13 protein-coding genes are annotated in these 15,256 nt (G+C 50.4%); 3 read left to right on the top strand and 10 right to left on the bottom strand.

Features of this window, described 5'->3' with window-relative positions:
* The 10 genes from AEST_RS04645 to rpsB form a co-directional block, all read right to left on the bottom strand.
* Entirely contained in the window at positions 1-519 is a 519-nt protein-coding gene (locus AEST_RS04645) for an OmpH/Skp family outer membrane protein (RefSeq protein WP_008607406.1), read from the bottom strand.
* An 18-nt stretch (positions 520-537) separates the two neighbouring features.
* Positions 538-3,030, bottom strand: a complete 2,493-nt coding sequence (gene bamA, locus AEST_RS04640) for an outer membrane protein assembly factor BamA (protein ID WP_039925096.1) — start codon at positions 3,028-3,030, stop codon at positions 538-540.
* A 26-nt stretch (positions 3,031-3,056) separates the two neighbouring features.
* Positions 3,057-4,412 (bottom strand): sigma E protease regulator RseP, encoded by a 1,356-nt coding sequence (rseP, locus tag AEST_RS04635; RefSeq protein WP_008607404.1) that lies wholly within the window; start codon positions 4,410-4,412, stop codon positions 3,057-3,059.
* Positions 4,412-5,602, bottom strand: a complete 1,191-nt coding sequence (ispC, locus tag AEST_RS04630) for a 1-deoxy-D-xylulose-5-phosphate reductoisomerase (RefSeq protein WP_008607403.1) — start codon at positions 5,600-5,602, stop codon at positions 4,412-4,414. Before ispC ends, rseP begins: the two co-directional genes overlap by 1 nt.
* Complete coding sequence (locus AEST_RS04625; protein WP_008607402.1) at positions 5,599-6,465, bottom strand: phosphatidate cytidylyltransferase; 867 nt, start codon at positions 6,463-6,465, stop codon at positions 5,599-5,601. Before AEST_RS04625 ends, ispC begins: the two co-directional genes overlap by 4 nt.
* A gap of 5 nt (positions 6,466-6,470) precedes the next feature.
* A complete protein-coding gene (gene uppS / locus AEST_RS04620; protein ID WP_008607401.1) occupies positions 6,471-7,241 on the bottom strand; it encodes a polyprenyl diphosphate synthase in 771 nt (256 codons plus the stop codon).
* Positions 7,242-7,395: 154 nt separating this feature from the next.
* A complete protein-coding gene (frr, locus tag AEST_RS04615) occupies positions 7,396-7,953 on the bottom strand; it encodes a ribosome recycling factor (protein WP_008607400.1) in 558 nt (185 codons plus the stop codon).
* Between the two features lie 59 nt (positions 7,954-8,012).
* Complete coding sequence (pyrH, locus tag AEST_RS04610; protein WP_008607399.1) at positions 8,013-8,753, bottom strand: UMP kinase; 741 nt, start codon at positions 8,751-8,753, stop codon at positions 8,013-8,015.
* A gap of 176 nt (positions 8,754-8,929) precedes the next feature.
* Complete coding sequence (gene tsf, locus AEST_RS04600; RefSeq protein ID WP_008607397.1) at positions 8,930-9,802, bottom strand: translation elongation factor Ts; 873 nt, start codon at positions 9,800-9,802, stop codon at positions 8,930-8,932.
* A 105-nt stretch (positions 9,803-9,907) separates the two neighbouring features.
* The gene (rpsB, locus tag AEST_RS04595) at positions 9,908-10,636 is read right to left on the bottom strand and encodes a 30S ribosomal protein S2 (RefSeq protein WP_008607395.1); all 729 of its coding nucleotides are present in this window, start codon (positions 10,634-10,636) and stop codon (positions 9,908-9,910) included.
* Positions 10,637-10,974: 338 nt separating this feature from the next.
* On the opposite strand from rpsB, the gene map reads away from it, so the two are divergent.
* Genes map through dapD form a run of 3 tightly spaced genes read left to right on the top strand, consistent with a single transcriptional unit; the run spans position 10,975 to position 15,253 of the window.
* Complete coding sequence (gene map, locus AEST_RS04590) at positions 10,975-11,763, top strand: type I methionyl aminopeptidase (protein WP_008607394.1); 789 nt, start codon at positions 10,975-10,977, stop codon at positions 11,761-11,763.
* Between the two features lie 30 nt (positions 11,764-11,793).
* Entirely contained in the window at positions 11,794-14,418 is a 2,625-nt protein-coding gene (gene glnD / locus AEST_RS04585) for a [protein-PII] uridylyltransferase (protein WP_008607393.1), read from the top strand.
* A 7-nt stretch (positions 14,419-14,425) separates the two neighbouring features.
* Entirely contained in the window at positions 14,426-15,253 is an 828-nt protein-coding gene (gene dapD / locus AEST_RS04580; protein WP_008607392.1) for a 2,3,4,5-tetrahydropyridine-2,6-dicarboxylate N-succinyltransferase, read from the top strand.
* Positions 15,254-15,256: the final 3 nt, after the last annotated feature.

Genomic DNA, 15,256 nt, shown 5'->3' with positions numbered 1-15,256 from the left:
TTAGTTCGCTCTGCCAACCTGCTGAATAACTTTTTCAGACAGGTCATATTCTGGTTTCGCATACACCGCAGCATTGGCGTTTAATACCACATCGAATTTCTCGCGCTCAGCGACAGCATCAATAGCGGTTTTGATCAGACCCAGAATACGATTGCGCTCTTCGTTCTGACGCTGACGAATTTGCTCATCCAATGGGCGGGCCAGTTCTTCGTATTGCTGACGCTGCTTGTTGATAGCTTCTGCCAGTTCTTGCTGTTGCTTTTCGCTCATGGTTGGGCCGTCACGACGCGCCTTTTCCATATTGAAATTGATATCACGTTCCAGCTTGTTAACTTGTTCAATCCGCGCGGCGAATTCAGTGCGGATAGTTTCCTGTACTTGCTGTGATTGCGGGATGCTGGCGGCAACCGCCTGTACATCAACGAAACCGATTTTTACTTCTTTTGCTTGCAGGCTGCCAGCAGCTAACATTGTCGCGACTACGAAGACTGCAGACTTAAATAAATTACTGTTAAACATCTTGATTCCCGTCATGTTTTAGAATGTTGTACCGATATTGAAACTAAAGTTTTCTTGTAAATCGCCTTCGTACTTTTTGATGATCTTCGCCAGGCTGAAGGTGAGAGGGCCCATTGGCGAAATCCATTGTACCGAAACCCCCGCCGTGGCGCGGATCAGACTAGGATCAGAATAATCCACAAGCAAAGGCTCACGGCTGTTTTCACTACGCAACTGTACCAAATTGGCATAGCGATTAATATCAAATTCTGTATCCCAGACATTACCAGCGTCGATGAAAATACTGGTACGTACTGAATTGCGATTTTCCTCTTTCAAAAATGGCGTCGGCGTAATTAACTCCAGTGTTAACATCGCCATCGCATTGCCACCAATTGACCGGGTCGACACATTATAAGTGTCGTTTTGCGGATCAGTTGGGAAGCTGCTGCCACCACCAATAGGATCCGGTACCCCAGGTACAAAGGTTGCGGAGCGGAAAATAGCTCGCGGACCGATAATCCGGCTTTCAAAGCCACGGATATTCTGACCACCACCGTAGAAATTCTCAGTAAATGGCAGCGTGAAGTCATAGCCATTCTTGCTACCATAACCATTACCATAGCCCAGCTCGAGCTTACTGCGGAATGACCACTGATGATCGCGGCTTAGCGGAATATATTGCTGCGCCTCAAACAATGTTTTGTAGTACTGAATATCTGAGTTTGGCGTGGTAGCGCGTAAAGTTAAACTTACCATACGGCCGGCCGTGGGGAACAAACCACGGTTTAACGTACTATGCAACCAGCCCGCGCTGAGTTCATAGTTAGTGAAGTTATAACCGCCGTCAGGATTACGGGCATCAATTAACACGGCCCGGAAATGCCGTAACTGATCATATTCATTAATCGAATTAATCTTATTCACCGTAATATTACCGCCAAAGTTTAAGCGGTTATATTCGTTGATTGGATAACCGATATTAGCACCTACGCCATAGCGACGTTGATTATAAGCTTCAAGGTTAGACGAGGCACGGGTGTAGTCGAGATCAGAATAGAATAACTGGCCACCCAGGCTGACACCATCCAGCGTAAAATACGGGTCCGTAAAAGATAAACTGACACCCTTCTGGTATTTGTTAGTGCTTAAACTAATACCAGCAGCATTACCCGAACCAAAGAAGTTGTTTTGCTCCACACCGATCTGGAACGACAACCCCTGGAAACTACCGTAAGAGATACCGGCATTAAAACTACCTGATGGCTGTTCTTTAATGGTAAAGCCGATATCGACTAAGTCATCAACACCGGGGACCGGAGTGGTGGCAAAATCCACTTTTTCGATATACATCAGGCGTTGGATCCGCTCTTTTGATAACTCCAGCGCATCATTTGATAACCAGGCACCTTCCATCTGCCGCAGTTCACGGCGAATAACTTCATCTTTAGTGCTGGCGTTACCTTTAACATCGATCCGTCTGACATAGACCCGCTTGCCCGGATCGACACTGATGGTCAAGGCGACTTCTTTGGTATCGTCATTGATATTCGGGATCGTACGGACCCGCGAATTCGCATAACCAAAGCGCGCCAGCACGCGGGCAATATTCTCTTCAGTAAAGGTGACCAAGGCACCGTTATACAGTTGGCCTTTTTGTAACGGCACTATGGCGCGGATAATTTCTTCCTGACCAATCAAATCACCGACAAAGTTAATATCACTGATATTGTACTGCTCGCCTTCGGTAACGTTGAGTGTGACATAGACTGAAGTTTTATCGGGGCTGACAGCGACCTGAGACGATTCTACGCCAAAGCGCAGATAACCACGATCCAGGTAGTAGCTGTTAATTTTTTCGATATCGCCCTGCAGCGTTTGTTTTTGATAGCGGTCGGAAGTCCAGAACCGCCACCAGGGCATATCCTGCTTCGATTCAACAACGCTTAACAACTCTTCATTACTGAAAATATTGTTACCGACGATATTAATCTGCCGTACTGAGGCCGCATCACCTTCTTCAAACTCGAAAGTCAGATTTACCCGGTTTCGCGGCAGGTAATTCACCTTAACTTCAACCTTGGCCTGATACTTACCGACGCCATGGTAAAACTCGGTTAAACCATTCTCGATATTACGCAGAATCGTCTTATCCAGTGGCTCACCCACTATGATACGGTTGCCGGTTAAGCTTTCTGTTAGCTGTTCATCCTTAATATCTTTGTTCCCTTTGAACTCGATATTATTGATAGTAGGCCGTTCACGCAGACGGTAAATGACGGTGTTACCATCACGAAATACCCGGATATCATCAAAGTGACCCGCACTGTAAAGCGTGCGGATACTGCGGGACAGGGTATAGTCGCTGACGGTGTCACCGATGGTAAAAGGCAAATTATTTAGCGCCGCACCCAAGGCAACGCGTTGCAGACCTTCGACCTGAATGTCCTGTACCGTAAAAGATTCTTCAGCAAACACTGAGTGGCTGCCTGTAGCAAGCAAGATCGCAGCTACTAATCGCTTAATTGTCATTATTTGAACTACTTATGATTAGTTTATTACAAACGAGAAATATCGTTGAGCAGCGCAATTCCCATTAACATCAGCAGGACTAAAGCACCGAAGCGAAAACCTATTTCCTGCGCTCTCTCAGAGACAGGTTTACCGCGTATTAGTTCCACCACAAGATACATTAAATGGCCGCCATCCAAAATAGGCAGCGGCAATAAATTGATAACCGCCAGGTTGACACTAATAAGTGCCATAAAGGACAGAAAAGCAATCAAACCAATACTGGCCGTAGTACCCGCCCCCTGCGCGATTGAAATAGGACCGCTCAGATGCTTAACCGACACATCGCCGGTAAGTAGCTTGCCAATCATCGCAAAGCTTAAGCGCGTCAACTGCCAGGTTTGGGCTATACCCTCGCCAATGGCGGCCAGTATGCCATAACGTTGGGTATAGAGCAGCCCTTCCGGCCAGGGTGATACCTGAGGTACTACCCCTAACAGGCCCTGACTAAAGCCATCTGCCGCTGTGGTTAATTGCGGTACAGCCCGCAATTCCAGTAACTCGCCGGCACGGCTGATCTGTAACACTAACTCGCGCTCCGCGCTATTGCGGATCCGTTGCTCCAGCTGCGACCATTCGCTAATGGTCTCACCATCAATAGCCAATACTGTATCGCCAGCCTGCAGACCGGCGCGCTCGGCGGCAGAATCAGGTGCGATCTGCGCCAGCGTTGTTGTCGCCTCCGGCAACAGCATCTTTAAGCCAAGACTTTGAAACACCGATTGTTGGTCAGGGTTAAATTGCCAGTTGCGGGTATCTAATACCAGTTCGCGCTCAGCCAGCGTCTGGCGCTGCTGCAGTTGCAAGCGGATTTGCGGCCGCCCCAACTGCTCAACCAGTAACAGATTGGCGCTGCGGATATCCCGTACTGGCCGGCCATTAATCGCCAGGATTTGTTCATCCGGTCTTACCCCGGCCTGATAAGCGATAGACTGCGGCGCTGCGCCTGCCAATACCGGTTTCACTTCCGGTACGCCAATCAGATACATCAACCACAACAGAAAGATCGCAAAAATAAAGTTAGCGCCTGGTCCGGCAGCGATAATCGCCATCCGTTGCCGCACTGTCTTATGATTAAACGCCAGATCCCGAAATTGCGGCAATACCGGATCAATCCGCTCGTCCAGCATCCGCACATAGCCGCCCAGCGGAATAGCCGCTATCACAAATTCAGTACCCTGACGATCGCGCCAGCTAAATAACGATTTGCCAAAACCAATCGAAAAACGTTTTACCAGTACACCGTTTTTGCGTGCCACCCAAAAATGACCGAACTCATGTACGGTAACCAATACACCGAGGGCAACGACAAAACTGAGCAGGTTCCACAACAACGCAGACATCAGAACTTTCCTATTAGCGCACGGGCAAAGGCACGGCTTTGTTGATCAACCTCCAATATAGCATCCAGACACTGCGCGTCATAGTGCGCAAATTCTGTCAGACAGCGCTGGTTAACCTCACTAATGCGGTTAAAGGCCAACTGCCCCTGTAAGAAAGCCGCTACCGCTTCTTCATTGGCGGCATTCAGCGCTGTGGTCGCCCCCTGTCCGGCGGCACAGGCATCGATTGCCAGATACAGATTGGGATAACGCGCCGGCTCGGGTTCGGTAAAGGTAAAGGCCGCCAACTTACTAAAGTCCAAAGCCGGGACCGGACTACTGATCCGCTGTGGATAGGCCAGAGCATGTGCGATAGGAGTGCGCATATCCGGTTGTCCCAGCTGCGCCAGCACTGAGCCGTCACTGTACTGCACCATAGAGTGAATAATGCTTTGCGGGTGGATCACCACCTGGATATCTTGCGGCACACAGTTGAATAGCCAGCGCGCTTCAATAAACTCCAGCCCCTTGTTCATCATGGTGGCACTATCAACTGAAATTTTCTGCCCCATACTCCAGTTCGGATGCGCTACCGCTTCCGCCGGCGTAATCGCAGCAAAACTGTCCAACGGCCGGGTTAAAAAAGGGCCGCCACTGCCGGTAAGCAGCAAACGGCTAATACCATGCTCAGCTAACTGACCCTGGCTGGCCGCTTGTTGCAGTGCCGGAGGTAAGCATTGAAAAATCGCATTATGTTCGCTGTCAATTGGCAGCAAGGTTGCGCCATGCTGCGCCACCTTGGCCATAAAGAGGCCACCGCTCATCACCAGCGCTTCTTTATTGGCCAGCAAAACCTTTTTGCCGGCTTCAACTGCCGCCAGGGTTGGAAGCAAGCCGGCCGCACCGACAATAGCGGCCATCACGATATCCGCGTCCGGATGCGCCGCCAGTACCGTTAAACCGGCGGTACCCGATAACACTTCTGTTGTCAGCCCGGCTTGTTGCAAGCGGAACTTGAGCTCAGCCGCAGCCTTACTATCTTGCATAGCTGCATAACGCGGTTTTACTGCCAGACACTGTTCGAACAGCTTATCGACTGCGGTCGATGCCGTTAGAGCCAGCACCTGAAACTTATCCGGATGCGCTGCGACCACCGATAAGGTACTGCAGCCGATAGAGCCGGTTGCGCCAAGGATCACCAACTGCTTCATAAAAATTGGTTACCCAGAAACGCCAGCAGTAACGCATACAGGGGTGCTGTGGCGGTTAAGCTGTCGATACGATCCAAAATTCCACCGTGTCCCGGTAAAAAAGCACCGCTGTCCTTTTTACCCGCCACCCGTTTAAACATACTCTCACTCAGATCGCCAAATACCGACAATACCGTTAGCGCTATAGCAGCCAGATACCAGTGCCAGCTTACGCCTGGCCAGTCACGCCAGACCAGTAACGCCGTCAGCACCAAGAGTACAAAACCAAGACCGCCAAGCATACCTTCCAGCGTTTTACCGGGGCTGACTTTAGGCAACAACTTAGTTTTACCAAAGGGCTTACCGACCAGATAGCCACCGATATCGGCGGCCCATACCAGACCCAGTAACGCGAAAATCAGCCAGGCACCATAGAAAGAGGACTGCTCGTAACCAAGACCGCGGATATATAACAGTGCAGCCCAGGCCGGCAACAAGGTGCACCAGCCCATCAGTGCGCGACGCCAATCACTGCTGGCCCACAGCCGCTGACTAGCCGGAAAGGTTAATACCAGCACAATGGCCAGTAACCACCAGGCGGCGCCAAGCATTAAAATTGAAAATAACGGCAAGTTATGTAACACCTGTTGGTTGGGATCGAGTGGCGTTACGGCATAGAACAAGGCCATTAGCGCGGCGGTTAATACCACATACAGTGCCCGGCTGCGTTTATTGGCCAGGCCACAAAAACCACTCCATTCCCAGGCACCGAGTAAAAAGGCTGCAGACAACACGGCAGCAAATAAATACAGGGGCAGATAAAATACCGCTGCCAGCGCCAGTGGCGCCAGGATCAGGGCTGTTATCAGACGTTGTTTAAACAATATGCTTATCCTTTATTATTATTGATAGCGGCAAGCTCACGGATCTGGGCACCGGTACAGCCAAAGCGGCGCTCCCGGTTGATATAGGCGGCAATGGCTTCAGAGAATACCTGCTGATCAAAATCCGGCCATAAGGTTTCGGTAAACCACAGCTCCGCGTAAGCGGCCTGCCACAGCAAAAAGTTACTGATGCGTAAATCGCCACCGGTACGGATCAATAGATCCAGCTCCGGTTGCTCCGCCATTTGCATCTGGCTACCCAGTAGCTGCTCATTAATCTGTGCTGGCTGCAAAGTGCCGCTTTGTACCTGCTCCGCCAATTTCCGGCTGGCTGCGACGATATCCCAGCGCCCACCATAATTAGCCGCAATATTCAGCGTCATGGCGGTATTTGCCGCCGTCAATTGCTCTGCCTTGCGGATACTTTGTACCAGCTTATCGCTAAATGCCGATAAATCACCAATTATTTTTAACCGGATATTATGCTTGTGCAGGGCTTTGACTTCTTTCTGCAGCACCATTAAAAACAGCTGCATCAGCGTACTGACTTCGTCTTCTGGCCGCCGCCAGTTTTCACTGCTAAAAGCAAATAACGTCAGCGACTGGATGCCCAACTCACGGCAAAAACTAACACTACGCCGCACCGCTTCCACACCTTTTTTATGGCCCCAGACCCGCGGCTTACCTTGCCGCTCGGCCCAGCGTCCATTGCCATCCATGATAATGGCCACATGTTGTGGCAAATTTTGCTGTTTCAGCTGGGGTACTGCCGTCATCCGTAAAACCTGTGTAAGAATAGTGCCATAAACCGCTTAGTCAGCTGTTCCCGTTGCAGAGTTCAGCTTGCGCTTAACAAAAAGCGCCGCGAAGTAAAACTGGCACGGCGCTTTTTTAAGTATTCAACCGAACAGTAGCAACAGAAGTCTACAATCAGACTTCCATCAGCTCCCGCTCTTTTTCCGCTAACACTTCATCGATTTTCTTTACAAAGATATCGGTCAGCTTTTGAATTTCATCTGCAGCTTTACGCTCATCATCTTCACTGATTTCTTTATCTTTCAGTAAGGCTTTAAAGTCAGCATTGGCATCACGACGAATATTACGCACAGCAACCCGGCCGCCTTCCGCTTCGCCACGTACCAGCTTGACCAGATCTTTACGACGCTCCTCGGTCAGCGGTGGTAATGGCACCCGGATCACAGTACCGGCTGACATCGGATTTAATCCCAGATTCGAGGCCATAATGGCTTTTTCTACCGCCTGGGTCAGGCTTTTATCAAATACGGTGATCGCCAGCGTACGAGAGTCTTCAATCGACACGTTAGCAACCTGGCGTAACGGGGTGTCGGCACCGTAGTACGACACTTGAATACCGTCCAGCAAGCTGGGGTGGGCCCGGCCAGTGCGAACCTTAGTAAGTTGGCTTTTCAGCGCTTCAACGCTTTTATCCATCCGGACTTTTGCATCAGCAATAATGTCGTTAATCACGATCGTTATCCTTTTATTGATCCAGCTGTGGCGCCAACGGCGCCATTAGGCCGGCTAGTTTACTGTAAATTTTCCTGATGGTCGATGGTTGTGCCTTCGGCCTCACCCATAATCACCCGCTTCAGCGCGCCAGGTTTGTTCATATTAAAGACGCGGATTTGCAGATTATGGTCACGAGCCAGAGTAAAGGCCGCCAGATCCATGACCTTCAGTTCTTTATCCAATACCTCGTTATAGGTCAGTTGGCTGTATAGCGTCGCGGCAGGATCCTTTACCGGATCCGCAGAATAAACGCCGTCCACCTTGGTGGCTTTTAAAACTGCATCGGCTTCAATCTCGATACCGCGTAAACAGGCAGCTGAATCCGTAGTAAAGAACGGGTTACCGGTACCGGCGGAGAAAATGACTACCCGGCCCGATTTTAATAAACTGATGGCCTCAGCCCAGCTATAGGCATCACAGACGCCGTTTAATGGGATGGCGCTCATCATCCGCGCGTTGACATAAGCCCGGTGCAGGGCATCACGCATCGCCAGGCCGTTCATTACAGTAGCCAACATGCCCATATGGTCGCCGACGACACGGTTCATACCGGCTTTGGCTAAACCTTCGCCACGAAAGATATTACCGCCACCTATGACGATACCTACCTGCACGCCCAGTTCGACTAATTCTTTGATTTCCTGAGCCATCCGATCCAACACCTTAGGATCGATACCAAAGCCTTCATCCCCCATCAGGGCCTCGCCACTGAGTTTTAACAGGATGCGCCGATACATTGGTTTTGGATTGATACTCATGGTTACCCCTAGTGCTGTTGGTGTTGTTATGCAGTTATACCCTTTAACCCTGCAGATGCGGGGTGTTGGCTACCCGGATCTGCGAGGTTTTTGGGTGTATGCGAGCCGGGCAAAAAAAAACCGCGACTTAGGTCGCGGTTATTTTAGCGGTTTTACGCCATTTGCTAAAGCGCAAATTACTTCTTAGCAGCAGCGATCTGAGCCGCAACTTCAGCTGCGAAGTCTTCTTCTTTCTTCTCAATACCTTCGCCTACTTCCAGACGAATGAAAGAAATGGCTTTCGCGCCGTTTTGCTTCAGGAATTCGCCAGTAGTGATTGACGGATCTTTCACGAATGGCTGGCCAGTTAAGCTGACTTCGCCAGTGAACTTGGTCATCCGACCGGCAACCATTTTCTCAGCGATTTCTTGTGGCTTGCCTGAGTTAACTGCGATTTCAACCTGGATTTGACGCTCACGCTCTACCACTTCGGCAGATACGTCTTCCGGGTTAACATAACCTGGGTTATTCGCTGCAACGTGCATTGCCACATCTTTAGCGATATCTTCGTTACCGCCTTCCAGCACAGCTAATACACCAATGCGGCCGGAGTGGATATACTGACCAATCACCGCGCCTTCAACTTTGGCAATGCGACGTACGTTGATGTTTTCACCGATTTTGGCTACCAGAGTAGCGCGGGTATCTTCCACAGAAGTACCGTTCAGATCCGCGGCTAACAGCGCTTCAACGTTGTCGATGTTCTGAGCCTGGGCCAGATCAGCAACGCTATTGGCAAAGGCCAGGAAGCTGGTGTCACGTGCTACGAAGTCAGTTTCGCAGTTAAATTCAATCGCCAGACCAACACCGTTAGCAACGCGGGTTAATACCACGCCTTCAGCAGCGATACGGCCAGCTTTTTTAGCCGCCTTGGCTAAACCGCTTTTACGCATGGCGTCGATTGCCGCTTCGATATCACCTGCGGTTTCTTCCAGCGCTTTTTTACAATCCATCATGCCAGCGCCAGTGCGCTCGCGTAATTCTTTTACTAATGCGGCAGTTACAGCCATGGGAGCTTCCTCGTAATTTAGTTCAGACAAACAGGGGCGAGACGCCCCTGTTGCAAAGTGATCCTGAATCTCAGCCGAGCTTACACCCGGCTGATGACAGAATAATTATTCTGCTTCAACGAAGGCTTCGGCTTCAGCCTGGACTTCGATGGTTTTGTCACGACCTTCCTGGATCGCCTGGCCAACAGCGCCCAGATATAACTGGATAGCGCGGATAGCGTCGTCGTTACCAGGGATTACGTAGTCAACACCTTTAGGATCTGAGTTAGTATCTACAATAGCTACTACCGGAATACCCAGGTTGTTGGCTTCTTTGATCGCGATATGCTCGTGGTCAGCGTCGATAACGAACAGTACGTCCGGTAAGCCGCCCATCTCTTTGATACCGCCTAAGCTCTTTTCCAGCTTGTCCATCTCACGGGTACGGTCTAAAGCTTCTTTCTTGGTCAGCTTGTCGAAAGTACCGTCCTGGCTTTGTGCTTCCAGGTCTTTTAAACGCTTGATTGACTGACGAACAGTTTTCCAGTTAGTCAGCATACCACCTAACCAGCGGTGGTTTACGTAGAACTGGTCAACTTTAACTGCGGCTTCTTTGATCGCTTCTGAGGCAGCGCGCTTGGTACCTACGAACAGGATCTTGCCCTTTTTCGCTGATACTTGCTGAATGAAAGCCAGGGCGTCATTCATCATTGGAACAGTTTGTTCCAGGTTGATGATATGTACACGGTTACGGGCGCCGAAAATGAATGGCTTCATTTTTGGGTTCCAGTAACGGGTTTGGTGACCGAAGTGTACGCCCGCCTGGAGCATGTCGCGCATTGAAACTTTTGCCATGATAATTTTCCTGTTTAGGGGTTAGGCCTCCATGCATCCCATATGCCGACCCGGTTTTCACCAGGCACCCCGGAATACGTGTCGATGCATGTGTGTTGTTTAATTAAGTGTTTTGCAGTTTGCTAACGTCAAAAACGACTCACTTATAACCAGAAATTCTGTAAAGCTACAGCACTCCGGCGCTAAGTTAGGGTACAATGTCATTTGCGAAATTGCGGCGCGCTTTATACCATAATGCCGTATTAAATACAATCTGATGGGCAAATAAACAGCAGTTTAGCGCCAATGGATTTCAAGATGCACGGCGATAGCCGCACAATAAGTTAGAGAGAACAAGCATGACAGCACCGATTAAAACTCCGGCCGAAATAGAAAAAATGCGCATTGCAGGTCGTTTGGCCGCCGAAGTGCTGGAAATGATCGAACCCCATGTCAAAGCCGGTGTCACTACCGATGAGCTGAATACCATCTGCCATGACTATATTGTCAATGTGCAGCAGGCTGTACCGGCACCATTGAACTACCACGGTTTTCCAAAATCCATCTGTACCTCAGTGAACCATGTGATCTGTCACGGTATCCCTGGCGACAAGGTGCTAAAAGACGGCGATATTATCAATATCGATATCACCGTGATAAAAGATGGCTATCACGGCGATACCTCTAAGATGTTTGTGGTGGGCAAACCGAGCATTCTGGCTGAGCGCTTAATTCGTATCACCCAGGAAGCCATGTACCTGGGTATCAAAAAAGTCAAAGACGGCGCCCGTTTGGGTGATATTGGCCATGTGATCCAACAACATGCCGAAAAACATAGCTATTCGATAGTACGTGAATACTGTGGCCATGGTATCGGCGCCGTGTTCCATGAGGAACCTCAGGTACTGCACTATGGCAAGCCGGGAACCGGTGAGGTGTTAAAAAGCGGCATGTGTTTAACCATCGAACCGATGATTAATGCCGGTGCCCGTCACAGCAAGCTGTTAAAAGATGGCTGGACAGTCGTTACCAAGGATCGCAGTTTATCCGCCCAGTTTGAACATACCATTCTGGTCACCGATACTGGTTGCGAAATTTTAACGCTACGCAGCGATGACACCATCGAGCGGATTGTTACCGCAGAGTAACCTAACAATACACAGCAGAAGGAGTTCCTCTTGAGTCAGGTCTTAAGTTTTAACCGCCCCCTGCCCGAGCGGTACTCCCTGGATGCCTATAAAAAGCACTTCGCTGAGTTTCAGGAATTTCAGGCCCGCGCCTTTCACAGCCAGCCAATTAATGCGCTGGTCAAAGCCCGCGCCCGCTTTGTCGACGAAGTACTGCTGCAGCTGTGGCAATATTGCGATCTGGCAAAAGATAAAAGTATCAGCCTGCTGGCCGTTGGCGGTTATGGCCGTGGCGAGCTGCATCCCTATTCCGATATCGATTTATTACTGCTGGTCGAAAAAAGGCCCGGCAGCGCGCAGCACGAAGCCATCGGCCGCTTTATTACACTGCTGTGGGATCTGCGGCTGGAAGTCGGCCACAGTGTCCGCACCCTAAAAGAAACCCTGAGTCTGGGCAAAGAAGACATTACCATTGCCACCAATTTGCTGGAAATGCGACTGCTCACTGGCAATAAGCAACTGTTTAACGAGTTGCACGAAGCCGCGATGAGTGAGAGTTTCTGGACCAGTCAGGCGTTTTTTCAGGCGAAACGACATGAACAGCAACAGCGCCATGCCCAGTATCATGGCACCGCCTATAACCTGGAACCGAATCTGAAAGCCAACCCGGGCGGACTGCGTGATATCCAGACCATCGGTTGGGTTGCCAAGAAACACTTTAATACCCGTACCATGCGCGAGCTGGTGGCCTATCAGTACCTGACGGAAGATGAATATCAGGAATTGATGGAGTGTGAAGCTTATCTGTGGCAAATGCGTTTTGCACTGCATCTGGAAGCTGGCCGTAACGAAAACAGGATCCTGTTCGATTATCAGCCAGCTGCCGCCGAACGGCTGGGTTTTGGTGCCGATGGTAAGGCCTCGGTCGAGCGGATGATGAAGCGGTTTTTCCGCACCGTACAGCGGGTTAGCGAACTGAACGAAATGCTGTTACAACACTTTGAAGGCAGCATTCTGAATTCGCAGCAAAAAGTTAAAGTCAGTCAACTGGACGATTACTTTGAATTACATGGCCATCTGATTAAAGCCAGTGATAATGCGGTCTTTGCCAAACGCGATAATTTACTGCGGCTATTCTGGCATATTGCCAATAACTCCAATATTACCGGCGTACACTCGACGACCATCCGGCTTATCCGCCAGGTGCGGCGGCGTTTGATGGGTGACCTGCAGGATTATGAAGCCTGTCGCCAGTTGTTTCTGGCACTACTGCGCCACCCGCGCGGCATGGACAAAGCCATTACCCTGATGCACCGCTACGGCATTCTGGCCGCTTATCTGCCACAGTGGCGTAATATCGAAGGCCAGATGCAGTTTGACTTGTTTCATGCCTACACCGTGGATGAACATACGCACCGGCTGTTAAAAAACCTGTATAAGTACAGCTTGCCAGAGCATGACAGCGAATTTCCGCTCTGCTCCGATATTGTCAAAAAAATGGAGAAACCGGAGCTGCTGTACCTCGCCGGCATCTTCCACGATATTGCTAAAGGCCGCGGCGGCGATCACTCCGAACTGGGCGCCATGGATGTGCGCGAGTTTGCCAAGCTGCATAAACTCAGTGACTTTGACAGCAAGCTGATTGCCTGGTTAGTCGAAAACCATCTGTTAATGTCGGTGACGGCACAGCGCCGCGATATTCATGACCCGCAGGTGGTGGCCGAATTTGCCGAAAAGGTGCGCGATGAAACCCGGCTCAATTATTTGTATTGCCTGACCCTAGCTGACATCCGCGCCACCAATGATAATTTGTGGAACGACTGGAAAGGCTCACTGTTACGCGAACTGTTTTTAGCGACCCAGAAAGCCTTCCGCCGCGGTTTGGAAAAACCGATGGATCTGCGCGATCTGATCCGTGAAAACCAGGCCGAAGCCCTGCCGCTGCTGATAAAACAAAGCTTTATCGAAAGTGAGATCCTACAGTTGTGGAGCCGGATCAAAGCCGATTATTTTGCCCGTTACAGCCCGAAGCAAATTGTCTGGCATACCGAACATATTCTGCGGCACAAAGATCCCAATGAACCCCTGGTGCTGGTCAGTAAGGCGCCGATTAAAGGCGGCACCCAGGTGTTTGTTTATACCCGCGACCAGGCTGGCCTGTTTGCGCGGATGGTGGCGGCTTTAGACAGTAAAAAGGTAAATATTTACGACGCCCAGATTATGACCAATAAAGATGGCTTTGCCATGGATACCTTTGTGGTACTGGAGCAAAACGGGGAAGCAGTGACCTCGCCCAGCCGCCAGCAAAGTATCAAGAAAGCGCTGGAGCAGTTTATTGCTGGCAAACCGGATCTGTCGCGGCAAAAACCGCGGCTATCACGCCAGATGCGCCAGTTTAGTGTGCCACCCAAGGTGGTGTTTTTACCCGGTAATACCAAACACCGCACCATGCTGGAAATCGCCGCGCTGGATACGCCAGGCCTGCTTTGCGATCTTGGCCAGGTGTTTCAGCAATGCGGGGTCAATATCCATGCCGCAAAAATTACCACTATCGGCGAGCGTGCCGAAGACTTTTTCTTAATATCCAACGCAGCAGATGATGCATTAACCGCCGAGCAGCAAAGCGAGTTAAAACGCAGCCTGATTGCACAACTCTCACAGCAAACAGAAGGTTAAGTAACGAATGTCTGATTTAAAAAGCATTATTGAAACCGCATTTGAACAGCGTGCCGACATTACGCCGAAAACAGTCAGCGCCGAAGTCAAACAGGCGGTGGAGCAGGTGCTAAGCATGCTGGACAACGGCAGCGCCCGTGTCGCCGAGAAAATTGCCGGCGAGTGGGTGGTCCATCAATGGCTGAAAAAGGCAGTGTTACTGTCATTCCGGATCAATGATAACGAAGTAATGGACGGTGCCGAAAACCGCTTCTTCGACAAAGTACCGATGAAATATGCCGGCTACACCGATGCGCAGTTTCGCGCTGATGGCGTAAGAATTGTACCGCCAGCCGCAGTGCGTCGCGGCAGCTATATCGGCAAAAATGTGGTGGTAATGCCTTCATACGTCAATATTGGCGCCTATGTCGGCGAAGGTTCCATGGTGGATACCTGGGCCACCGTCGGTAGCTGTGCCCAAATTGGTAAAAATGTGCACCTCTCTGGTGGTGTTGGTATCGGTGGCGTATTAGAGCCACTGCAGGCGAATCCAACCATTATCGAAGATCACTGTTTTATTGGTGCCCGCTCTGAAGTGGTGGAAGGCGTGATTGTGGAAGAAGGCGCTGTGCTGTCAATGGGCGTCTACATCAGCCAGAGCACGCGGATTTACGATCGCGAAACCGGCGAAATCAGCTATGGCCGGGTACCTGCCGGCGCCGTAGTGGTACCAGGTACTATTCCAGCTAAAGATGGCAGCCACAGCCTGTATGCCGCCATTATCGTGAAGAAAGTCGATGCCCAAACCCGCGCCAAAGTCGGCATCAATGCCCTGCTGCGCAGTATTGAAGAGTAACTA

Origin of the sequence: Alishewanella aestuarii B11, assembly GCF_000280055.1 — a bacterium.
GTDB classification, from domain to species: domain Bacteria; phylum Pseudomonadota; class Gammaproteobacteria; order Enterobacterales; family Alteromonadaceae; genus Alishewanella; species Alishewanella aestuarii.
The sequence above is the reverse complement of the archived record's forward strand: the minus strand, read 5'-3'. Positions and strand labels throughout refer to the sequence as shown.